Annotated in this window: 21 protein-coding genes; 16 read left to right on the forward strand and 5 right to left on the reverse strand. The window is 62.6% G+C overall.

The genetic code is table 11. The annotated features are described in order from the left end of the window. Positions 1-74: 74 nt before the first annotated feature. Positions 75-995: a phosphoribosylaminoimidazolesuccinocarboxamide synthase gene (locus ACH2DG_RS16080; protein ID WP_395027388.1), complete on the reverse strand. Its 921-nt coding sequence runs from the start codon at positions 993-995 to the stop codon at positions 75-77. Between the two features lie 476 nt (positions 996-1471). Between ACH2DG_RS16080 and hpf the strand changes: the two genes are divergently transcribed. The 3 genes from hpf (at position 1472) to hprK (ending at position 3560) form a co-directional block, all read left to right on the forward strand. Beyond that, the gene (gene hpf, locus ACH2DG_RS16085) at positions 1472-1804 is read left to right on the forward strand and encodes a ribosome hibernation-promoting factor, HPF/YfiA family (protein ID WP_224151171.1); all 333 of its coding nucleotides are present in this window, start codon (positions 1472-1474) and stop codon (positions 1802-1804) included. Positions 1805-1941: 137 nt separating this feature from the next. After that, positions 1942-2427 (forward strand): PTS sugar transporter subunit IIA, encoded by a 486-nt coding sequence (locus ACH2DG_RS16090; protein WP_395027390.1) that lies wholly within the window; start codon positions 1942-1944, stop codon positions 2425-2427. Positions 2428-2603: 176 nt separating this feature from the next. Then, positions 2604-3560 carry an HPr(Ser) kinase/phosphatase gene (gene hprK, locus ACH2DG_RS16095; RefSeq protein ID WP_224151173.1) on the forward strand — a complete coding sequence of 319 codons (957 nt, stop codon included), beginning with the start codon at positions 2604-2606 and terminating at the stop codon, positions 3558-3560. A gap of 31 nt (positions 3561-3591) precedes the next feature. Here hprK and ACH2DG_RS16100 read toward each other — a convergent pair whose 3' ends face one another. The 3 genes from ACH2DG_RS16100 to fur form a co-directional block, all read right to left on the reverse strand. Then, the gene (locus ACH2DG_RS16100) at positions 3592-4800 is read right to left on the reverse strand and encodes a DUF1501 domain-containing protein (protein ID WP_395027392.1); all 1209 of its coding nucleotides are present in this window, start codon (positions 4798-4800) and stop codon (positions 3592-3594) included. 11 nt (positions 4801-4811) lie between these two features. Then, positions 4812-6389: a DUF1800 domain-containing protein gene (locus ACH2DG_RS16105; RefSeq protein ID WP_395027394.1), complete on the reverse strand. Its 1578-nt coding sequence runs from the start codon at positions 6387-6389 to the stop codon at positions 4812-4814. 140 nt (positions 6390-6529) lie between these two features. Then, complete coding sequence (gene fur, locus ACH2DG_RS16110; RefSeq protein WP_184711297.1) at positions 6530-6952, reverse strand: ferric iron uptake transcriptional regulator; 423 nt, start codon at positions 6950-6952, stop codon at positions 6530-6532. Between the two features lie 100 nt (positions 6953-7052). Between fur and ACH2DG_RS16115 the strand changes: the two genes are divergently transcribed. The 6 genes from ACH2DG_RS16115 (at position 7053) to ACH2DG_RS16140 (ending at position 12748) form a co-directional block, all read left to right on the forward strand. Next, positions 7053-7619, forward strand: coding sequence for an outer membrane protein assembly factor BamE (locus ACH2DG_RS16115; RefSeq protein ID WP_395027396.1), 567 nt, complete (start codon positions 7053-7055; stop codon positions 7617-7619). Between the two features lie 110 nt (positions 7620-7729). Beyond that, a complete protein-coding gene (dapB, locus tag ACH2DG_RS16120; RefSeq protein ID WP_395027397.1) occupies positions 7730-8566 on the forward strand; it encodes a 4-hydroxy-tetrahydrodipicolinate reductase in 837 nt (278 codons plus the stop codon). 18 nt (positions 8567-8584) lie between these two features. Continuing rightward, positions 8585-9322 (forward strand): MotA/TolQ/ExbB proton channel family protein, encoded by a 738-nt coding sequence (locus ACH2DG_RS16125; protein WP_395027399.1) that lies wholly within the window; start codon positions 8585-8587, stop codon positions 9320-9322. A gap of 18 nt (positions 9323-9340) precedes the next feature. Next, on the forward strand, positions 9341-9781 hold the full coding sequence (locus ACH2DG_RS16130; RefSeq protein WP_395027401.1) for an ExbD/TolR family protein: 441 nt from the start codon (positions 9341-9343) through the stop codon (positions 9779-9781). A gap of 139 nt (positions 9782-9920) precedes the next feature. Beyond that, positions 9921-10922 carry a DUF2157 domain-containing protein gene (locus tag ACH2DG_RS16135; RefSeq protein ID WP_395027402.1) on the forward strand — a complete coding sequence of 334 codons (1002 nt, stop codon included), beginning with the start codon at positions 9921-9923 and terminating at the stop codon, positions 10920-10922. Further along, positions 10922-12748, forward strand: a complete 1827-nt coding sequence (locus tag ACH2DG_RS16140; protein WP_395027404.1) for a GDYXXLXY domain-containing protein — start codon at positions 10922-10924, stop codon at positions 12746-12748. The genes ACH2DG_RS16135 and ACH2DG_RS16140 overlap by 1 nt, the downstream gene beginning before the upstream one ends. Positions 12749-12762: 14 nt before the next feature. Here ACH2DG_RS16140 and ACH2DG_RS16145 read toward each other — a convergent pair whose 3' ends face one another. Then, complete coding sequence (locus tag ACH2DG_RS16145) at positions 12763-13992, reverse strand: mechanosensitive ion channel family protein (RefSeq protein ID WP_395027431.1); 1230 nt, start codon at positions 13990-13992, stop codon at positions 12763-12765. A 296-nt stretch (positions 13993-14288) separates the two neighbouring features. On the opposite strand from ACH2DG_RS16145, the gene leuS reads away from it, so the two are divergent. The 7 genes from leuS to ACH2DG_RS16180 all read left to right on the forward strand — a co-directional run bounded on the left by leuS (position 14289) and on the right by ACH2DG_RS16180 (position 21949). After that, positions 14289-16964, forward strand: a complete 2676-nt coding sequence (leuS, locus tag ACH2DG_RS16150; protein WP_395027405.1) for a leucine--tRNA ligase — start codon at positions 14289-14291, stop codon at positions 16962-16964. Between the two features lie 4 nt (positions 16965-16968). Further along, the gene (gene lptE, locus ACH2DG_RS16155) at positions 16969-17481 is read left to right on the forward strand and encodes an LPS assembly lipoprotein LptE (RefSeq protein ID WP_395027406.1); all 513 of its coding nucleotides are present in this window, start codon (positions 16969-16971) and stop codon (positions 17479-17481) included. An 80-nt stretch (positions 17482-17561) separates the two neighbouring features. Continuing rightward, entirely contained in the window at positions 17562-18617 is a 1056-nt protein-coding gene (gene holA, locus ACH2DG_RS16160; RefSeq protein WP_395027407.1) for a DNA polymerase III subunit delta, read from the forward strand. A gap of 348 nt (positions 18618-18965) precedes the next feature. Further along, entirely contained in the window at positions 18966-19373 is a 408-nt protein-coding gene (locus ACH2DG_RS16165; RefSeq protein WP_395027409.1) for a hypothetical protein, read from the forward strand. Between the two features lie 110 nt (positions 19374-19483). Beyond that, a complete protein-coding gene (locus tag ACH2DG_RS16170; RefSeq protein WP_224151186.1) occupies positions 19484-19783 on the forward strand; it encodes a hypothetical protein in 300 nt (99 codons plus the stop codon). 71 nt (positions 19784-19854) lie between these two features. Continuing rightward, on the forward strand, positions 19855-20190 hold the full coding sequence (locus ACH2DG_RS16175; protein ID WP_224151187.1) for a hypothetical protein: 336 nt from the start codon (positions 19855-19857) through the stop codon (positions 20188-20190). 97 nt (positions 20191-20287) lie between these two features. Beyond that, the gene (locus ACH2DG_RS16180) at positions 20288-21949 is read left to right on the forward strand and encodes a DUF4384 domain-containing protein (RefSeq protein ID WP_395027411.1); all 1662 of its coding nucleotides are present in this window, start codon (positions 20288-20290) and stop codon (positions 21947-21949) included. Positions 21950-21957 lie beyond the last annotated feature (8 nt).

Consider the following 21957-nt stretch of genomic DNA (forward strand, 5'->3'; position numbering starts at 1 on the left):
CCACGGTGCGACGCAATGCTTTGCTGTGCATCTGTCGCATTCTGAAGGCGCACGATGCCGTGCGCCAAGTGTGATCAGGCGGTCAGGCGGTCCAGCGCTTCACGGTATTTGGCCGCCGTCTTGTCGATCACATCCTGGGGCAGGCGGGGAGCGGGTGCGGTCTTGTCCCAGGGCTTGCCGTTCACCTTGGCCTGTTCCAGCCAGTCGCGCACAAACTGCTTGTCATAGCTGGGGGGGTTGGTGCCATGGGCCAATGCATCGGCATAACCTTCCACGGGCCAGTAGCGCGAGCTGTCGGGCGTCAACACTTCGTCCATCAGCACCAGCTTGCCGTTTTCGTCCAGGCCGAATTCGAACTTGGTGTCTGCAATGATCATGCCCTTTTCCAGGGCAATGGCGGCTGCCTTTTTGTAGATGGCAATGCTCAGGTCGCGGATCTGGGCTGCCAGCTCGGGGCCCACGATTTCCACGGTGCGTTCAAAGGTGATGTTTTCGTCGTGCTCACCTGCTTCGGCCTTGGCTGCGGGGGTGTAGATGGGTTCGGGCAACTTGGCGGAGTTGACCAGGCCTGCGGGCAGCTGGACGCCGCACACCGCTTGCGATTCCTGGTATTCCTTCCAGCCGCTGCCGGCGAGATAGCCGCGCACCACGGCCTCGATGGGCACGGGCTTGAGGCGCTTGACCAGCATGGAGCGCTGGGCAACCTGGGGCACCTCGTCAGGCTGCACCACGGATTCCGGTGCATCACCTGTCAGATGGTTGGGGCAGATGTCGCCCAACTTGTCGAACCAGTACAGCGCCATTTGCGTCAGCAGTGCGCCCTTGCCGGGGATCGGCTCGCCCATGATCACATCAAATGCGGAGAGGCGGTCCGACGCGACCATCAGGATGCGATCGCTGCCGACAGCGTAGTTGTCGCGCACCTTGCCGCGGGCCAGCAGAGGCAAGGAGTGGAGCTTGGAGGTATGCAGTGCAGAAGGTACGGACTGGGTCATGGTGATGCAAAACAATGGACGGGCACCCGCCGCGCGCATGGCAGGCGCGCAGGCTCGCTGCGGAGGGCAAGCCTGGAATTGTAGTCGCCATGTCTTGCGTGCCTTGACGTGGGCACTGTATGTCTTCTTTCCCGGTGCAGTATTGGTTTACCAGATGGTAAAACACGTAGGTGCCTACGTGCGCTTGCACGCTGCAGCACGGGTGGCGCTAAACCTGCAACTGTCCGCAGCGCGCCAGCACATAGGGGGTTGGGGCTGCAAATTTGGGAGCGGGACTGTCTTATTTGTAACAAAACGAGCCGAAATCGTTGTCAGCGAACAGAAAGAATCCTACTTCGATGGGTTGTCATAGGCTTGCAATTTTGTAGGTCAGGGCGCATCATGGTTTCTACGCATGCATGTGTTTCCCCCTTTGGGTGGCTTGGGTTGCAAGCAACCTGAGGCACTTTTCTCGATTTGCAGAAGGAGACTTATTCATGAACCTGACGATCAGCGGGCACCATTTGGAGGTGTCCCCGGCGTTGCGCGAATATGTAACCGCAAAGTTGACCCGCATCACGCGGCACTTTGACCAGGTGGTGGATGCCAAAGTTTTACTTTCGGTGGAAAAGCAGAAGGAAAAGGAGAAACGGCAGCGTGTAGTGTGCAATCTGCGGGTGAAGGGCGATGAGCTGTGTGTACAGTGCTCCCACCATGATTTGTATGCTGCGGTAGATGCTTTGGTGGATCGGCTCGATCGCATGGTCGGTCGCCACAAGCAACGTGTTCAATCTCACTACAGCGATGCTTTGCGGCAAGCAATGGCGTAAACCCTCGGCTTTTGCCGAGGAAAAAAGGAATCTGTCTGAGTACTGACCGATAATACGTGCAGCAACACCTGCATCAAGGTGTTGCTGCGTTTGTTTGATCACGCTCCTGGTTGCCTGCCTTATTGCCGCACTTCACTATGAACTGTCTTGCCTCTATCTTGCCCCCAGCTCAAGTGCTAGTGAGCGTGGATGTCACCAGTAAAAAACGCGCGTTCGAAGAAGCCGGTCTGCTGTTTGAAAGCCTGCATGGACTCTCGCGTGCCTTGGTCACCGACAGTCTGTTTGCACGTGAACGCCTGGGCTCCACCGGCCTGGGCCATGGTGTGGCCATTCCGCATGGCCGTATCAAGGGGCTCAAATCGCCGATGGCCGCCGTTTTCCAACTGGAGCGTCCCATTGGTTTCGATGCTCCTGACGAGCAACCCGTCCATCTGCTGATTTTTCTGCTGGTACCCGAGGCGGCCACCCAGCAGCACCTCGAGATATTGGGCGAAATTGCCGAACTGCTCTCCAACGCCGGCCTGCGCGAGCAGATGAAATCCACCACCAACGCAGAACAGTTGCACCAGCTGATCGACTCCTGGCAGTCATCGGCCCATTCGTCGACCACGGCGCACGCGTAAGCTCGCCTCCAGGCGGCGGCTTTTCGCGCCACCTGTCTTTCAGCTCCCGTACCAAAGCGCACCTGCGGGTGCGCTTTGTGTTGCTGTTGCGGCTTTTCCTGCTACGCTTTCAAGTCTGCAAGGTGCGCGAGCGGCGTGCCCGCCACCTTGCATACAGGTTTTGAAAGGGCAGTACGGTGAAACCCAATGTCGTCAGCGCAGATGTGTTGTTTGAGGAATTCCGTTCCTCGCTCCGGTGGGAGTGGCTGGCGGGCCTTGGCGCGTCCGAGCGGCGCTTTGACGAAGTGGCCGTGCGCAGCGCGCGTTCCAGCGCCGATCTGGTCGGCTACCTGAACTACATCCATCCGTACCGCGCCCAGGTGCTGGGTGAGCGCGAAATCGCCTATCTCACCAACTCCACCACCGAAGACTGCCGCCGCCGCATTGCGCGCATCGTCACGCTGGAGCCACCAGTGCTGGTGCTGGCCGACGGGCAGGGCGCGCCCGATGAGCTGTTGTCCATGTGCGAGCGCGCGCACATCCCGATGTTTGCAACCAGGGAGTCGGCAGCGTTTGTGATCGATGTGCTGCGCGCCTACCTGTCCAAGCATTTTGCCGACCGCGCCACCATGCATGGCGTGTTCATGGACATTCTGGGCATGGGCGTGCTGATCACGGGCGAATCGGGCCTGGGCAAGAGCGAGTTGGGGCTGGAGCTGATCACGCGCGGCAATGGACTGGTGGCCGACGATGCGGTGGATCTGTACCGCATCAACCAGACCACGATCGAGGGCAAGTGCCCGGACTTGTTGCAGAACCTGCTGGAAGTGCGGGGCATCGGCCTTCTGGATATCCGCGCCATCTTTGGCGAGACCGCCGTGCGCCGCAAGATGCGGCTCAAGCTCATTGTGCATCTGGTGCGCAAGGAGACCATGGAGCGTGACTACGAGCGCCTGCCCTCGGCGCCGCTGACGCAGGATGTGCTGGGCATTCCGGTGATGAAGGTGGTGATCCAGGTGGTGGCCGGCCGCAATATTGCCGTACTGGTGGAAGCGGCTGTGCGCAACACCATCTTGCAATTGCGCGGGATCGACACCTACCAGGAGTTTGTGGACCGGCACCGCAAGGCGATGGCCAGCGGGCGCGAACTGTAGGCCTTTCGCGGCCAGGCCCGCGCTACACCCGCTACACCAGCCGCAAATCCTTGACCGCTGCCTGCGGAAATACCTGCTGCACCTGCGCGGGCGTCAGGCCGTACATGCGTGCAAACAGGCCACCCAGCACGCTGCGGTACTCGTTGAGCACGGGGTAGTCGCGGTTCTGGAACAGATTCGCTTCGCTCACCTCCATCTGCTCGCCCACCACACGGCCTCCTGCCTGCGCGGAGAGACTGCCGCCCAGCAGCCAGTACGCGGTGCCGTGGCCATGGTCGGTGCCCTTGTTGCCGTTTTCGCGGAAGGTGCGGCCAAACTCGCTGATCACCGCCACCACGGTGTGGCGCCAGGGTTCGGGTCCCATCTCCTGCGCGAAAGCGGCCAGGCCGCGGCCCAGGTCGTCCAGCCGGTTGGCCAGGTTGCCGCTGGCGCCGCCCTGGTTCACATGCGTGTCCCAGCCGCCCACGTCGACGAAACCCAGGTCGAACTGGTCGCGCATCAATGTGGCCATGCGCTGCGCCACAAGGCTGAAACCCTTGGCGCTGATGGCATCGCGCCCGGCCTTGTCCATTTCTTCCTGCATGCCGCGTAACACGGCATCGCGCACGGCAAAGCCTTCGTTTACGGCGGGCGCCAGCGGGGTGCCGGCATACATGGCGGCAATGGCGCGGCTGCGGTTGGCATCGACACCGCCTTTGCCGACATCTGCCAGGGCTGTATTGGCGATGCGTGCTGGCCCGCGCATGCACAGCGGCAGTTGCGCGGTGAATGCCATGGGCGCCATGCCGCTGCGCCCTTGCAGCAACTGGGCCAGGCGGTTCATGAAGCCGGTGCGAAAGCTCTGGTGGGCGTCCAGCGGCTGGCCCAGCTCGATGGAATCCTGGGTTTCGAAATGGCTGCGCGAGAGGTCGTCGGTGCCTGCAAACGGTACAAAGCAGGCCTGCCTGCCCTGAAAGAGCGGCAGGATGCTGCCCTCCATTGCCGGGTGCAAGCCCCAGCGGGTATCCAGCGGCAATGCGCCATTGGCTTCCCCCGGGCGCGCGATGGCAATCGTGGGGCGCGCGGCGTAGTAGAAATCGCTGTGCGTGGGCACCAGCAGGTTGCTGCTGTCGTAGGCGCCGCGCAAGAATACGAGCAGAAGGCGCGGCGTATCGCTATGCGGTGCTGCGGCGCGCGCGCGCGCCAGGCTGAATGCGAGCGGCAGGCTGGCTGCGGCGGAGAGAAAGTGGCGTCTTTGCATGGCGAACCTCGTCAGCGAACCATCATCTCGGGGGCGGAGAGAAAGTAGGTGTTCCAATCGGGCACATTGCGCGCCTGCGCGAGCGCGGCACGGGTTGCAGCGCTCCAGTGGGCCAAGCGGGCCTGGGCCGTGGCCCGTTGCGCCAGGTCGGGGTAGGGCGGCTGCTCAAGCGGCGCCTTGGGGTCGGTGCGGAACAGGACTGCACTGCGTGTTGCAATCTGCCGGGCCACATCAAAGCGCGCGGCCATCTGGCCGGAGCTGGCCCAGTCCGACTGCGACATGGGGTAACCGTCCGGCGTTTCGTGGCCGTAGATGGGCTGGCCCAGGCGGTTGATCCAGCCGATCACCGGGCGCACGTCGCTGGCCACGCGCTCGTCGTACCCCAGGCGCACGGCGCCCAGTACATAGTGCATCGGGTCCTTGAAGCGCTGGCCTTGCTGTGCCTGAGCCTGTGGCGCCGTCAGCAGGCTGCGCAGGGTCGCGGCGATATCGCCGTGGCTGCCGGTGAAGGCGGCTGCGGTGCGTTGCACCAGAGCGGGAGGCGGGTTGTCGCCGATGAAGAACACCGCCAGCTTGCGGGCGATGAACTGGGCCGTGGCAGGCGATGCAACGATGCGGTCCAGCGCCTCATCGACCGCTGCCAGGCCTTTGGCGCGCAGCGGTTGCCCCAGAAAGACCTGCGGCGCATAGTCGTGCCGGTTGGGGTTGAACTCGAAAAATCCCTGGCGGCGGTAATCGGCCTGCAGCGCGGGGGCCATCCGGGGCGGCGGCGCATCAGCGTCGCGGGTGCTGAAACCCACGCCCGTCAGCACGTGGGCCATGGCCTGCACATCGGCCTGCGTGTAGCCGCTGCCCACGCCCATGGTGTGCAGCTCCAGCAGCTCGCGGGCGTAGTTTTCGTTGATATGGTCTTTGGCGTTGCTGGCATTGTCCAGGTACAGCAGCATGGCGGGGTGGCGCATGCTGGCTTCCAGCAAGGTGCGGAAGTTCCCCAGCGCATGCGGGCGAATGGCTTGTTCCTCGTAGTCGCCAATCCACAGCCGGGTTTCGCCCTTGCGGGTGCTGACGTTGAAGTGGTTCATCCAGAACCAGGTCATCTGCTCCTGCAATTGGGCTGGCGAGTACAGGGCGCGCAGCACCTGGCGCTGCTGGGCCTGGGCCGCAAGCTGGTTCAGGTGGCGCTGGACTTCCTGGCGCATGCGCGTGCTTTCGCCTTCGTCAGTAGCGTTGCGTACGGCGAGGCGTTGCGAGGCCACATCGCGCTGGATGTCGGCCATGCTGCGCTGGCTGATTTCCATCTCTGCAATGCGTTGCTGCGCATCGGGGGGCAAGGCTGGTTGCTGAGGATGGAGTTGCTCGTCGAGCCAACGGCGCAGCCCCAGGCGCTGCAAGCGCTGATCTGCACTGTCACTGGCGCCCCAGGTCACGCGGTCGAGCCACTGCAGGCGCTGGGCGGCGCTCAGCGGCGCGTCGGGCACCGCGGTCTGGCTGCTGACCACGCCTGGTGGCTCGTGTGAGGCGCAGGCGGTAAGCCAGAGGGCGCCAGCCAGGGCGGCAGCGCTGAGGGATAGCATTCGGTAGGCACGCATGGCAAAGGGCTCTTGCTGCAGATATGACATGGTGCCTTGCTGCCGTCGCGCTGCTGTAAAGCTATGTATGCAAAACGTAAAAAAGCGAAGCGTTTTGGGCGCTTCGCCTCGAATTTTTAAAAGATGAAAAAAGAGTCTGCTTATTTGGCCTTGGTGGCGCAATCTGCACACTGGCCGTAGAGGGCCATCGAATGGTCATGCACCACCCAGCCCTTGCTCTTGGCAATGGACTGCTGGCGCTTTTCGATCTCGGCGTCGTAGAACTCCTCGACCTTGCCGCAGCTGGTGCAGACGAAATGGTCGTGGTGCTGGCCTTCGTTCAACTCGTAGACGGCCTTGCCGCTTTCAAAATTGCTGCGGATCAAGATACCAGCCTGCTCAAACTGGGTGAGCACGCGGTACACGGTGGCCAGGCCGATGTCGGAGCGCTCTTCCAGCAGCACGCGAAACACGTCTTCTGCCGTCATATGCCGCTGGGAGCCGTTTTGGAAGATGTCCAGGATCTTGAGGCGTGGCAGGGTTGCCTTGAGGCCGGTGCTTTTGAGTTCGTCGATGTTCTTCATAACAAGGTCTTTCAAGTTTGCCCGCGCAGGATGCGGGCTTCTGGAGAAGGCCCGGAGACCAGCCGCTACAATGGCCGATCATATCGCTATGTCTATAACCATGCCTGAATTTGTTCGTTCCGGCGTCCGCATGGCGGCGCTGCTCGCCTTGGGCGCCAGTGTTGCTGCCTGCGGCTCATTCAATGAGGCCAGCCGCAAGTTTGCCGACTCCATCACGCCCTACAAGGTGGAGGTGGTGCAAGGCAATGTGATCACCAAGGAGCAGGTGGACGCCCTGCAAAAGGGCATGAGCCGCCAGCAGGTCCGAGACCTGCTGGGCACGCCGCTCCTGACCAGCGTGTTCCACTCCAACCGCTGGGATTACGTCTTCACCATCAAGCGCAAGGGTGTGCCGGAGCAGGAGAGGCGCTTTACCGTCTTCTTTGATGACACGGGCCTGGAGCGTTACGAAGGCGATGAGATGCCGAGCGAGCAGGAGTTTGTCGCATCGGTCACCACCTCGATCAAGAACCCCAAGGTGCCGCGCCTGGAGGCAACGCCAGAAGAGCTGGCCAAGTACCAGAAGGACGAGGCCAAGCCCGCCGATGCGGAACCGGCACCCGCCTCCAACACCAGCAACGCTGCGGCTCCCGACAGCTACCCCCCGCTGGAATCCGCACCGCGTTGATGCACCTGTTTTGATAGCTGCTGGTGCTTGCTGGGCGGGCGCTGGTGGCCAAAATTAATGATAATCAGGCAATGGAGCGGGCAGGCCGCCCGCGCCACAGGAACCGTTTCATGACTGCCACCGCTACCTCCGCACCATCTGTCATCCGCGTTGCCATTGCTGGCGCCAGCGGCCGCATGGGCCACATGTTGATCGAAGCTGTGCTTTCCAGCACCGACCTGCGTTTGACCGGCGCGCTGGATGCTGCGGGCAACCCCAGCCTGGGCGCCGATGCCGGTGCTTTTCTGGGCAAATCCACGGGGGTTGTCGTCACCGCTGATGTGGGCCAGGCGCTCGCCCATGCCGATGTGCTGATCGATTTCACCCGCCCCGAGGGCACGCTGGCCCATCTGGCCGTAGCGGCCGAAAAAGGCGTGGGCGTGGTCATTGGCACCACGGGCTTCAATGACGCGCAGAAGGCGCAGATTGCCCAGGCGGCCGAAAAGACGGCCGTCGTCTTCTCCCCGAACATGAGCGTGGGCGTCAATGTCACCTTCAAGCTGCTCGAGATGGCAGCCAAGGCGCTGCAGGACGGCGGCTATGACATCGAAATCATCGAAGCACACCATAAGCACAAGGTGGATGCGCCTTCCGGTACGGCGCTGAAGATGGGCGAGGTGATTGCCGATGCCCAGGGCACCAAGCTCGCCGACCGCGCGGTGTACGAGCGCTATGGCGATACCGGCGCGCGCGTGGATGGCAGCATCGGTTTTGCCACCGTGCGCGGCGGCGATATCGTGGGCGACCATACCGTGCTGTTTGCCGGCGATGGCGAGCGCATCGAGATCGCCCACAAATCCAGCAGCCGTGCCGGCTACGCCAAGGGCAGCCTGCGTGCGGCACGCTATCTGGCACAGCACAAGCGCGGCCTGCACAGCATGTACGACGTGCTGGGCCTGAACCCATAAGCCTGCGGGGAGCGGCACATGACGACATGGCAATGGCTTTTGCAAGCGGACGGCGTGGCCCGGGGCACGGCCGTGGTGCTGCTCATCATGTCGGTCATCAGCTGGGTGCTCATTCTCTACAAGGCCTGGTGGCTGTCGCGCGCCCAGCGAGATACCGCGCGCGCCACCAGCGCTTTCTGGCAGGCCAGCAGCTGGGAGCAGGCGCGCACCCAGTTGCCGGGTTTTGACCGCGCAGCGCTCATCACGCCTGCGGTGGATGCCATTGAAAACATTGTGGGCGGCATTCCCGCTGCGCAGCACAGCCTGGCGGTGGCCAGTGGCGCGCAGGTGCAGACCACGCGCCTGCTGCGCGAGGTGCTGCAATCGGCCAGCCACCGCCTGCAATGGGGGCAGACAGTGCTGGCCACCATTGGCGCCACGGCGCCCTTTGTCGGCTTGCTGGGCACGGTCTGGGGCATTCACCACGCGCTGGCGGCATTGGCCGGGGCCGATCATGTGAGCCTGGAGCAACTGGCCGGTCCGGTGGGCGAGGCCCTGGTGATGACCGCAGCAGGCCTTGCCGTGGCATTGCCTGCCGTGCTGGCCTACAACCTGCTGGGCCGCAAGGTGGCGCAGGTGGAAGAGCAGCTCGAAGGATTCGCTCTCGACATGCAAACCTGGGCCTTGCAGCAGGTGGTGCAGCCCAATGCGGCGGTGGCAACCATCCCTACGCCGCAAACAGCTATGGATTACATAGCAAACGTGGGTAGCCGCTGACGCGGCGGGAGCACGGCCATGGCATTCGGACGCTTCAGCAAACCCGCGAGTCACCCGCCCATCAGCGCCATCAATGTGACGCCGCTGGTCGATGTGATGCTGGTGCTGCTGGTGATCTTCATCATGGCGGCACCCCTGCTGGCCGCGTCCATCCGGCTGGATCTGCCCAAGGCTGCCAGCGCGACCGCCGACAACCCTCCCGCTGCCATCGCCGTGCAGATGAACGCGAAAGGCGAATTGTTTGCCGATGGCAAGGCGACGGATCTGGCCGCACTCAAGGCGCTGCTCAAGCAGCAGGCCGAACGCAACCCGCAAACCGAGGTGCAACTGTCCATTGACCAGAGCCTGCCTTATGCGCGAGCGGTGGAATTGATGGACGCCGCACAATCCGCTGGCCTCACCCGCATGGGCTTTGTGGCGCAACCGGCAGCCGCTTCGTCCGCCGCGCAAAGCCGCTGATATTCTTGCCAGTGCAGGCAGCACCTGCGTCGCCTGCCGGTATCGGCAATCGATACTTGCCTGCGCCATGCGTGGGCGATGGGTGGCATTGGCTACAGTGCTGCGGCATGTTCGATGCATCCCCAAACGAGGAGTAGTGATGGATTCAAGCCTCTACCAAGCAGCCGCGCAGGCCGCGCCCGGCGACGGCAGGGCCGCCCGGCTGTATGCATTGGCGGTATCGCCCGGTGCGCCGCAGGCCCTGGCACGGCGTGTGCGCTGGGGCTTGATGCTGGTGGCTGCGCTGTTGCTGGCCAGCGGGCTGATCTTCTGGGTGGCTGCCAACTGGCAGGGGCAGTCGCGCTTGTTCAAGCTGGGCCTGATCGAAGGGGCGCTGGCGCTGTCGGTGCTGGCAGCCTGCGTCTGGACGCGCGCCAGGGTGCCCGCGCTTTTGTGCGCCACATTGGCGCTGGGCGGGTTGCTGGCCTACGTGGGCCAGACCTACCAGACCGGCGCAGACGCCTGGCAGTTGTTTGCCGTGTGGGCGGCGCTGTCGCTGATCTGGGTGGGTCTTGCGCGCAGCGATGTGCTCTGGACGGTTTGGGTGCTGGTGCTGGCCACCGGCATCGTCACCTGGTCGGGTCGGGTGGACATCTGGAATGTGTTTTTCCTGGATAGTGGGTACCTGCCGCAACTGCTGCTGCGCATGGCCCTGTGGCTGGGCCTGGCGCTGGTACCTGCGGTGGTGTCGCTGATTCCGTGGCTGCGGGTGCAGGGGGGCGTAGCCTGGTGGTCGCACCGCATGGCACTGGGCCTGGCGCTGGCAGCCTGGGTGGGCATTGGGATAGTTCAGGTATTCGATTTTGGTGGCAAGCACACCGCGCTGGGCTGGGTGCTGCCGGCCGTGCTGGTGGCGGCCACCTTGCTGGTGTCGCTCTATGGGCGGTTTCAGGACTTTGTGGCGGCCAGTCTGGCGGCGCTTGCCGCCAATGTGCTGGTGCTGGCGCTGGTGGCGCGCTGGCTGGCAGACGGCAGCGATCTGGACGCATTGGTGGTGTTTGGCCTGATCGCCTTGGCCTGTCTGGGTGGCTCGGTGCGCGGCCTCATTGCAGTGCAGCAGCGCATGCGCGCTTTGCCTGCGGCAGAACGGGAGGTGGTGTGATGGCCGGTTTGCGATCTTCATCCGCATGGTGGGCGGCGGCCCGCCAGCAGGGTCTGGTGCACACCGATGCACCTGCTGACGATACCCATGAGCCCGCGCCGCTGCTGATCGGCCTGGCCATGCTGGGGGCGCTGGCCTGTCTGCTGCCTCTGGGTGTCTTTTTTGCACTGGCATTGGACGAGCGCTTTCTGGTGGGCCCTGGCGGCCTGGTGACAGGCACGCTGGCGCTGGCCATTGGCGGCTGGTTGCTGCGCGGCTACACGCAGGCCTTTGTCAATTGCGTGGCTCTGGTCCTGTGGGCACTGGGGGGTGGGCTGCTGGTTTTCAACCTGGGCGATTCGCTGTTCGATTCGCGCCCCGGAGCGCTTTTTCTGTGCGCCCTTGCGGCTGGCTGGGCCATCGGTGGGGCCTGGCTGGCGCAGGCGCGCTGGATCCAGTCGATCATGGGCGTGTGCTGGGCGGCGGCTGCATATGCATTTCTCAGCATCTTGGAGAGCTTTGTGCCGGTGCTGTGGAGTCTCCAACTGGGCAGTCTGCTACTGGCAGCCCTGTGGTGGTGGTGGCTGCGTTCCGAGCCCGCGCGGCTGGCACGGCCGCATCAGTGGTGGTCGCATCCGCGCTGGGCGGCGTTTGCCGATGCTGCCGTGGTGGGCGTGCTGGGCTCTGCTCTGTGGGGTTTTGGTCGCTGGTGGTGGCTGACCAGTTGGGCGGGTGTCTCAGATGCAAATGCTCCGGGTTGGGGTGATGTGGTCACAAGCGCATGGATATTGAGCCGGGGCATTGCCGCAGCGGTGACCTTGCTGGCCACGGTGCTGCTGGTGCAAACCTGGAAGTCGCGCGGCGTGGCGCAAGCCCGGGACCGTGCAGAGGGTGCGGACGCTTCTGGCGGCCGGTTGCAGGCCCTGTTGTACCTGGCGGGAGCGCTGCTGGCTGCGGCTGCCTGGTTCAGCACCAGCCTGGCCGCTGTGGCGTTGGTGGCCGCCGGCGCGCTGCTGGGTGCGCGCTGGCGCATTGCCGTGCTGTGCGCGGCCATTGCGCTGTTTCTGCTGGGCCAGTTTTACTACTACCTGGGCTGGCCCCTGGCCGTCAAAGGCCTGGGGTTGGCGGTGCTGGGGGCCGCATTGCTGCTGGGCCTGTGGCTACTGCGCCGGGCAACGGCCACTGTGCCTGCAAGCCAGGGCGCGGCGGGCGGCGGGCCATCCGCCAAGGGCCAGGTGGCATGGCTGCTGGCGGGGGCGGTGCTGGTGTTTGGCCTGGTGAACTGGGACGTGCGTGGCAAGGAGCAGGTGATCGCCCACGGCCAGCGCATTCTGGTGCCGCTTGTGCCGGTTGATCCGCGCTCGCTGATGCAGGGTGATTACATGGCACTCAATTTTTCGCTGCCGCAAGAGGTGAGCGAAGGCCTGGAAAACGTGCTGACCCCCGTGCAGCGGGTGCGTGCCAGTGTGGATGCACAGGGCGTTGCCACGGTGCTCTCTCTGGCAGACCGTAGTGCGCAGCCTGGGCGAGGCGAGGTGATTCTGCCGCTCAAGCAGCTCAAGGGCCGCTGGGTGCTGGTGACGGATGCCTACTTCTTCCCCGAAGGGCAGGGCGCGCATTTTGCACCCGCCAAGTTTGGCGATTTTCGTGTGCTGCCCGATGGCCGTGCCTTGCTGGTGGGGTTGGCCGACAGCGAAGGCCGCGCGGTGGAGCCGCTGCCGGTGCGCTCCATCTGGGAGATCGCTCCCGTGCCAAGCAGCACGGAAGCCACCGAGGCAACGGAAGCCGAACTGACGCAGGCCCCTGCCGCCATGGATGCCGAGCCTGCCTCGGCAGAGGCGAAGTAGGGGGCGCCTGGAACTCAGCTGTCCAGTGCCCGTACCTCATTCTGGCGCAGCGCGATCTTCACATCGGAGCCTGATGGGTACTGGAAGGCGCGCAGGCCGAATTCCGGCAGGATGGCCATCAGGTGATCAAAGATGTCGCCCTGGATGGCTTCATATTCCTGCCAAGCCGTGGTGTCGGTGAAGGCATACACCTCCAGCGGCGTGCCTTCGGCGGTGGCCTCCATCATCCGGGCCATCAAGGTCATGTCCTTTCTGAGCTTGGGATGCGCGCGCAGGTACAGGTTGACATAGGCCCGGTAGGTGCCGATGTTGGTGAGCTGGCGCAGGTTGACCACTTCATCGGCCATGTCCGGGGCCTGGGTGGAAAAGTCGTAGTTGTAGGCGGTGATCTCCGCCATCTTGCTGTGCAGGTAGGGCGCCAGCAGCTGGATGCGGCCAAGCTCCCCGATCTCGGCTTCCGAGAGAAAGCGGATGCTTTCCGTATCGATGCGCAGGCTGCGCTTGATGCGGCGGCCGCCGGATTCGGACATGCCGCGCCAGTTCTTGAAGCTGTCGCTCATCAGCCGCCAGGTGGGAATGGTGGTGATGGTGTTGTCCCAGTTGCGGATCTTGACGGTGTTGAGTGCCATGTCTACCACCGCGCCGTCGGCGCCCACCTGGTCCATCTGCAGCCAGTCGCCCACCCGCAGCATGTCGTTGCCCGAGAGTTGCACTCCGGCGGTGAAGGACAGGATCGTGTCCTTGAACACCAGCATCAGCACCGCCGACATGGCGCCCAGGCCGCTGAGCAGGATGAGGGGCGAGCGGTCGATGAGCACGGCCACCATCACGATACCTGCCACCAGCGTGATGAGCAGCTTGCCCAGTTGCACATAGCTCTTGATCGAGCGCGTGCTCTGGTCGGCCTGCAGCCGGTCTTCGTTGCGCTGCAAGACGCCATCGAGTACGGCCATCAGAAGGCGCGCCACCTGCAGCACGGTCACCGCAATGGCAACATTGCGCACCACGGTGGACACCATCAAGGGCAGGTGCGGCACCACGACGATGCCCGTCTGGATGACCAGCGATGGCACGACCTGTGCAGCTTTGGTGAGCACGCGGTCGTCCAGCAGGGCGCGCAGCCAGTTGGTTGCATTGGGGGCGTTGCGCAGGCGCGATGCTGCTTTCAACAGGCCGAACCGCACTATGGCACGCAGCACATAGGCCAGCGCCACCAGGGCGGCAAGGCCCGCCGCAGTCTGCATCCAGGGGTCGAGGTCGTTGATGGCATCCCAATTCACAGGCAAGAATCCTTTCAGGCCCGGTCGACGCGGCCAGTTATCAAAACAGGAGCGGCTGGCGCAGTCTCGGCGCGCACCAGCCATGTATCTGCAGGGTATTTTTGCACGCAGCCCCAAAACCGCATGGCGGGCTGCGGCACTAGCAGCACACGGGGCTATGGCGATGCGCCTACAATCTTTGCCCAATTGTTGGCCCATTGAATCCCCGATGGGCGCGGCCCCCCAATGCGGTGGGCCGCCGCTTGTTCCAGACCCGTTCCATGCAAGAGAAATACAACCATTCCGATGTTGAAGCCGCAGCGCAGAGCCAGTGGCAAGCCCAAGATGCCTACCGCGTGAGCGAAGACGCAGGCAAGAAGAAGTTCTACGCATGTTCCATGCTGCCCTACCCCAGCGGCAAGCTCCACATGGGCCACGTGCGCAACTACACCATCAACGACATGCTCACGCGCCAGCTGCGCATGCAGGGCTACAACGTCTTGATGCCCATGGGCTGGGATGCCTTCGGGCTGCCGGCCGAGAACGCCGCCATCAAGAACAAGGTGCCCCCTGCGCAGTGGACCTACGACAACATCGCCTACATGAAAAAGCAGATGCAGGCGATGGGTCTGGCTATCGACTGGAGCCGCGAAGTGGCCACCTGCGATCCGGATTACTACAAGTGGAACCAGTGGCTGTTCCTCAAGATGCTGGAAAAGGGCGTTGCCTACCGCAAGACCCAGACCGTGAACTGGGACCCGGTGGACCAGACCGTGCTCGCCAATGAACAGGTGATCGACGGCCGCGGCTGGCGTACCGGCGCGCTGGTGGAAAAGCGTGAGATCCCCGGCTACTACCTGGCGATCACCGAGTACGCGCAGGAGCTGCTTGACCACGTGCAGATGGGCAACCCCAAGGCGACCCTGACCGGCTGGCCCGACAAGGTGCGCCTGATGCAGGAAAACTGGATCGGCAAGAGCGCCGGCGTTCGCTTTGCGTTCACCCACGACGTCAAGGGCGCTGACGGCGCGCTGATCGGTGACGGCAAGATGTATGTCTTCACCACCCGTGCCGACACCATCATGGGCGTGACCTTCTGCGCCGTGGCGCCTGAGCACCCCCTGGCCTTGCACGCGGCGGCTGGCAAGCCCGAGCTGGCCGCCTTCATCGAAGAATGCAAGAAGGGCGGCACGACCGAGGCGGAGCTGGCCGTCAAGGAAAAGGAAGGCAAGCCCACGGGCCTGTTCGTCACCCACCCCATCACCGGCGCACAGGTCGAGGTGTGGATTGGCAACTATGTGCTGATGAGCTATGGCGATGGCGCCGTGATGGGCGTGCCTGCGCACGACGAGCGCGACTTTGCGTTTGCCAACAAGTACGGCCTGCCGATCCAGCAGGTGGTGGCGGTGGAAGGCGAAGGCCCCTACGATAGCAAGCAGTGGCATGACTGGTATGGCGACAAGGAGCGCGGTGTTCTCATCCACTCCGGCGCGTTTGACGGGCTCCATTACAAGGACGGCGTGCAAGCCGTGGCCAAGGCGCTCGAAGCCAAGGGCCTGGGCGAGCTCAAGACCACCTGGCGCCTGCGCGACTGGGGTATCAGCCGCCAGCGCTACTGGGGCACGCCGATCCCCATCATCCACTGCGAAGACTGCGGCCCGCAGCCCGTGCCCGAGAAGGACCTGCCGGTTGTGCTGCCGCAGGACCTGGTGCCCGATGGCTCGGGCAATCCGCTGATCAAGAGCGAAGCCTTCCACGCGGGCGTGGTCTGCCCCTGCTGCGGCAAGAGCGCCCGCCGCGAGACCGACACCATGGACACCTTCGTGGATTCGTCCTGGTACTTCATGCGCTATTGCGACGCGAAGAACAGCGAGCACATGGTGGCCGACGGCGCCGACTACTGGATGCCGATGGACCAGTACATCGGCGGCATTGAACACGCCATCCTGCACCTGCTGTACGCGCGTTTCTGGACCAAGGTGATGCGCGACCTGGGCCTGGTGAAGATCGATGAGCCATTCACCAAGCTGCTGACGCAGGGCATGGTGCTGCGTGGCGCGTTCTCGCAAAAACTGCCCACGGGCGCCAAGGCGTACTACTGGGAGCATGAAGTCGATCTCATCACCAATGACAATGGCGTGGTGATTGGCGGCACCCTGAAGGCCGATGGGTCGAAGCTCGATTACGAGATGACGACCATGTCCAAGTCCAAGAACAACGGTGTCGATCCGCAGGACTTGATCGAGAAATACGGCGCCGACACCGCGCGCCTGTACACCATGTTCACCGCGCCACCCGAGCTGACGCTGGAGTGGAACGAATCGGCCGTCGAAGGCAGCTACCGCTTCCTGCGCCGCGTGTACAACTTCGGCTTCAAGCTGAATGCTCCTGAATTTGTAGCTATTCGTGCAAATGCACTGGGCGCCGATGGCCTCAAAGGCGTCCAATTCAGCAAGGAAGCCAAGGCACTGCGCCTGGAAATCCACACCGTGCTCAAGCAGGTGGAATACGACTACTCGCGCATGCAGTACAACACCGTGGTCTCCGGTGCGATGAAGATGATCAACGCGCTGGAAGACTTCAAGGCCCTCGACAGCCAGGGCGGCCGCGAAGCTGTTGTCGAAGGCTTCGGCATCCTGTTGCGCGCGCTGTACCCCGCCACGCCCCACCTCACGCAGATGCTGTGGAATGCGCTGGGCTACGACAAAGCCATGGGCGGCCTGCTGGATGCGGCCTGGCCACAGGTCGATCCGCAGGCGCTGGTGCAGGACGAGATCCAGCTGATGCTGCAGGTCAATGGCAAGCTGCGCGGCTCCATCGTGGTGGCCGCCGGCGCCGACAAGGCAGCCATTGAAGCTGCCGCACTGGCCAATGAGGAGTTCCAGAAGATCGCTGCGGGCGCGGTGCCCAAAAAGATCATCGTGGTGCCGGGTCGCCTGGTGAACGTGGTAGTCTAAGCGCATGAATAGACGCACGCTGCTCACTGCCCTTGCAAGCGCGCCGCTGCTCGCGGCGTGTGGCTTCAAGCTGCGCGGATCGGTCGATTTCGCCTTCAAATCGCTGTATTTGAACGGTGCGGCCAATTCGCCCTTTCTCAAGGAACTGCAGCGCAATCTTGAAGGCGTGGGCTCACTCAAAGTGCTGCGCGACCCGACCGAGGCCTTGCAGGCCGAAGCCATCTATGACGATCTGGGCCAGCGCCGTGAACGTGTGGTGGTGTCGCGCAATGCCGCAGGCGAAGTGCGTGAACTGCAGATTCGCCTGTTCACGCGCTTTCGGGTGCGCGACCAGAAGGGCGGCTACTACGTGACCGAGGCGGAGCTGATGCAGTACCGCGAAATCAGCTACGTCGAAACCTATGCGCTGTCCAAGGCCAACGAGGAAGAGATGCTGTTCCGTGACATGCAGACCGATCTGGTGCAACAGATTGTGCGGCGCCTGTCCATCGTCAAGACAGTCACCACCACGGATTGATGGCACTGTGACATGGCGTCGATTGCTATAAGAAATATAGCTATCAGCGCTTGTGAGGAAGCCACCAGCAGGCAAAAAACATGCAAATTGCCCTGAACCAGTTGACCGCCCAGCTCGGCAAGGGCCTGCGCACGCTCTACACCGTGCATGGCGATGAAGCCCTGCTGGTGCAGGAGGCCGTGGATGCGATCCGTGCCGCCGCCCGCGCTGCAGGGCATAGCGAACGCAACAGCTTCACCGTGGCTGGTGCGCATTTTGACTGGAGCGCCGTGCTCGCCGCTGGAGGCAGCCTCTCGCTCTTCGCGGACAAGCAGATCATCGAGGTCCGCATTCCCAGTGGCAAGCCGGGCAAGGACGGCAGCGCCGCCTTGCAGCAACTGGCTGAAAGCAGCGTGGGCAATGATGCCGCGCTCACCATCGTCATCCTGCCCAGGCTCGACAAGGCGACCAAGACCGGTGCCTGGTTTGCCGCATTGGAGGCCAATGGCGCGACCATTCAGGTCGACAGCATTGAGCGCGCGGTGCTGCCGCCTTGGATTGCCCAGCGCCTGCAATTGCAGGGCCAGCACGTCAAAAGCGGCGAAGAAGGCCAGCGCACCCTGGCTTTTTTTGCCGACCGTGTAGAGGGCAATCTGCTTGCCGCGCACCAGGAAATCCAGAAGCTGGGCCTGCTCTATCCACCGGGGGAGCTGGCATTCGAGCAGGTGGAGCAGGCCGTGCTGAACGTGGCGCGCTATGACGTGTTCAAGCTGTCGGACGCCGTGCTGTCTGGCCAGGTGCTGCGTACCGAACGCATGCTCAGTGGCCTGCAGGCGGAGGGCGAGGCCGAGGTGCTGGTGCATTGGGCGCTGGCCGAGGACATTCGCGCGATGAAGCGCGTCAAGGACGCGTTGCGCAACGGCCGCCCCATGCCCATGGCGTTGCGCGAAAACCGTGTCTGGGGCAACAAGGAGCGCCATTTCGAGCGCGTGCTGCCGCGCATCAGCGACGCGGCCGTCGCCCGGCTGCTGCATTCGGCCCATGCCGTCGATGGCATTGTCAAAGGCCTGAAGGTGCCTGAATGGCCCCAGGATGGCTGGCAGGCGCTGCACCGCCTCGCTTTGCAGACCTGCAAGGCCTGTGCGCAGGGGCGCTGACTTTGATAGCCCGCTTTTTCACATGAACCCAAGCCCGCATCTGCGGGCTTTTTCTTGGCCTCTGGCAGGTTCAAATGTAAAGCGAGCGAAGAAATTGCTCTGCTATGTAAAGTGATAGCACGATCATCTACCCACTCTATGAGCCCATATGTAACGTCTTTTTTGACTGTCATGTAAGGATTTCAGAGGGAGTGTTTCACAGAACATTCATTCGAGAATCTAGATGTTTCAAATGTCATTAATTTGACTTGAATCATTTGGTTGCAATCAGTCACCGCAGTGCCATTTTAGGCAGGTACAAATGCGACCTGAGACAAGATAGTTTGAATGCATATTTGTGAGGTGAAGATGAAATACCCGCAAAACATGGCCATACAGGCCATTTTCCGTTTTGGCCTGCAGAAGTGGATGGCTGCATTGGCGGTGGCTGCTTTTCTGCCGGCCGTGCAGGCGCAGAATAACCAGCAGGTCATCATCAGCGGCGGTGCAGTGAATATCTCTGGCCCCGGTGCGCATGCGGTAATGAATATCTCGTCCACCAAGAATATCTCCAATATTCGTGGGAATAATCAGGTGGCTGTGGTCAATGGCGCGGTGGTGAATTCCGCCATGTTTGGTGCGTACAGTGAATTGAATATTGCGTCACGCAATGGCGGCTCCGGCGCCGGCAACCAGGTGGTGTCCGTGGGCGGGCCGGTGGTCACCCAGGCTTCCGGCATGGGTGTGCGCAATGTGGTGAACATTGGTGGCCGCTGATAGCTGCAGCTGTCAGGGCCGTTGATGAAGTTCGGTTGCTCCGAAGTGGAGGGACTGATTGCAACAGTGCTCCTACAAGCACTCTTTTATTTCAGTAACGAGGAGTTTTTATGAAAAAAGTTATCGCTGTTCTGGTGTCTGGTATGGCAATCGCATTTGCTGCGCAAGCCGAGGTGAAAATCGGTGGCAATAATGACCAGAAGGTTACCGTAAAGAACGGCGCCGTGGCCAATATGGCTATCGGTGCTGGCGCAACGGCCAAGCAGAATCTGGCTTCCAACAAGGGTAATGTCAATATTGGTGGCAATAACAAGCAAGAAGTTTCGGTGACCAATGGTGCTGTGGCCAACATGGCTATCGGTGCCATGACCAAGGCTGAGCAGAATCTGGCTTCGAACGACGGCAAGTAAATCGCCGGTATTGCTTTGATCAAAGAATGGGGTGATTGAATCACCCCAATTCAATTGCAAGGGAGGAGCATATGAAAACAGGTTTTATATGCGCTGCGGTACTGGGCCTGGCATGCGGTCTGGTGCAGGCACAGCAGAAACCACCGGCGGGCCGCAACGGGCTGGATCCTGCATCTCGTAACAAAGTGGTGAACGTGATGGCGCGCGACAACATGGGCGAAAAGGATGTGCGCGCCAACATCGAACGCGAAATGGTCACCAGCCCATCAGGCAAGAACTGCACCACCAACGTGGGCACCCAGCCCAAGGTGAACGAGGGCATCGCGGGTATCGGCAACCGGTACGGCGGCGGCAACACCGACCAGGTCACGGTGGTGCGCGGCTCAGTCATCAATATTTGCAAGTAGGCATGGCGGCGCTGCTGCCCAGATCCTGCGTCAGAGGGGTGCCGGGGCCGACGAGTGCGACGGCTGATACCGGACATACATAACGATTTTATAAATCATGCAAATTTCCTACCTCCGCCACGCCTTGTTGTGGCCTTGCGTGCTGGCGCTGTCAGCCTGTGCCATCGATCCGGGCCTGTCGGATCGCAAGGACATCATTGAAAAAGGCATCACCGAGCAGACTCCGTTGGTGACGCCTACGAAATCGGCATCTGCCATGCGTGAAGGACTGGCCTGCATGGACCGCATGCTGGCGGCCGAACAGGTGCCTGCAACCTTGATTGCTGTCAAATCGATCCCCGATCCTTCTGGGCTTTTCAGCACCGGCACCAAGGAAATGCTGATCACGGCCATCTCGCGCATGTCGCGCACCAGCCAGGCTTTCCGCGTGGTCGATTACGAGGTGGATGCCTTGAAGCAGGACACGGTGCAGACCATGACCAGCCTGCTGCTCAACAACGGGCAGATCGAGCTGCGCAAGCCGCAGATCTATATTTCGGGCGCCATCAGCTTTGGCGACAAGACGGTGGTGTCCAAGCGCCGCAGCATTGGCGTTTCCACCGCGAACACCGACACCGGCTACAGCTGGGATGTGCTGGGATCGGTCGTCGGGCTCGATCTGCACCTGGGCGACATGAATTCGCGCACCTTGTACCCGGGCCTGGATTCCGCCAATGAGCTGGTGGTGGCCACCGGCGGCAAGGGGGTGGAGATCGGTGGGCGCGCAACGGGGCTGCCCAAGCACATCTACCGCATGGGCGTGCAGTACGAGGTGGCGGCAGACAACAACCAGGGCGCGGGCGCTGCGGTGCGTCTGCTGGTCGATCTGGCGGCCATCGAACTGGTGGGCAAATGGGCCAAGATTCCGTACTGGCAGTGCATCGACTACGAACAGAACCATCCCGAGTTCAAGCGCCAGATGCGTGCGTGGTACGAGGAGCAGTCCGCCACCGACCGGATCAACCTGGCGCAGCGCGTGCTCCAGGCGCAGGGCGTATGGAGCGGCCCTGTCGATGGCAACGATTCCACCGCATTGCGCAATGCCTTGGCCACCTACCAGGCTTCGCTGGACATGACCCCGGTGGGCACCGTGAACTTTGAAACCTACACCGGCCTGCTGCGCAATTACGTGGGCATGTCGGCAGAGGACAAGCTGGCATCGAGCTATTCGCCGCAAAGCAATGAACTCAAGCCGCGCGAGCATGCGCTGCCCATGAACGAGCCTGCGCACAACGGATTGACCGTGGCGCTGCTCGGCCAGAAGGAGCCCAGGCTGCAGATTGGCAACTCGGTCGTGCTGCGCATTGCGCCGGCGCGCTCTGGGTTCCTGTACTGCTACTACAAGGATGCAGCCAACGTGGTGTCCCAGATATACCCCAATCCGCAGCAGCAGGCAGTGGTGGCGCAGGGCAATATGGGACTGATGGTGCCTGACGTGTCGCAGTCCAATTCGTTCCTGATCGAAACTGCACGGGCGGGAACCGAGCAGGTGTACTGCGCGATGACCGCCAAGCCCCTGACCGGGCGTGTACCTGCAGCTTTGACCAATGCCAAGCTGGAGCCGCTCGCCGGTGTAACCACCATCGAGGCCGTGCAGCAGCAGGTGCAGGCGCAGGAGGGCGTGATCGCCCAATCGACCCTGCAGTGGGAAGTGGAAGGCCCTGTGGTGCTGGCGCCCGCCGTTCCTGAGAAAACGCCGCGCCGCGGAAAGCGCTCATGAAAGGGGCG

The organism is Comamonas odontotermitis (genome assembly GCF_040396735.1).
Taxonomy (GTDB): domain Bacteria; phylum Pseudomonadota; class Gammaproteobacteria; order Burkholderiales; family Burkholderiaceae_C; genus Comamonas; species Comamonas odontotermitis_C.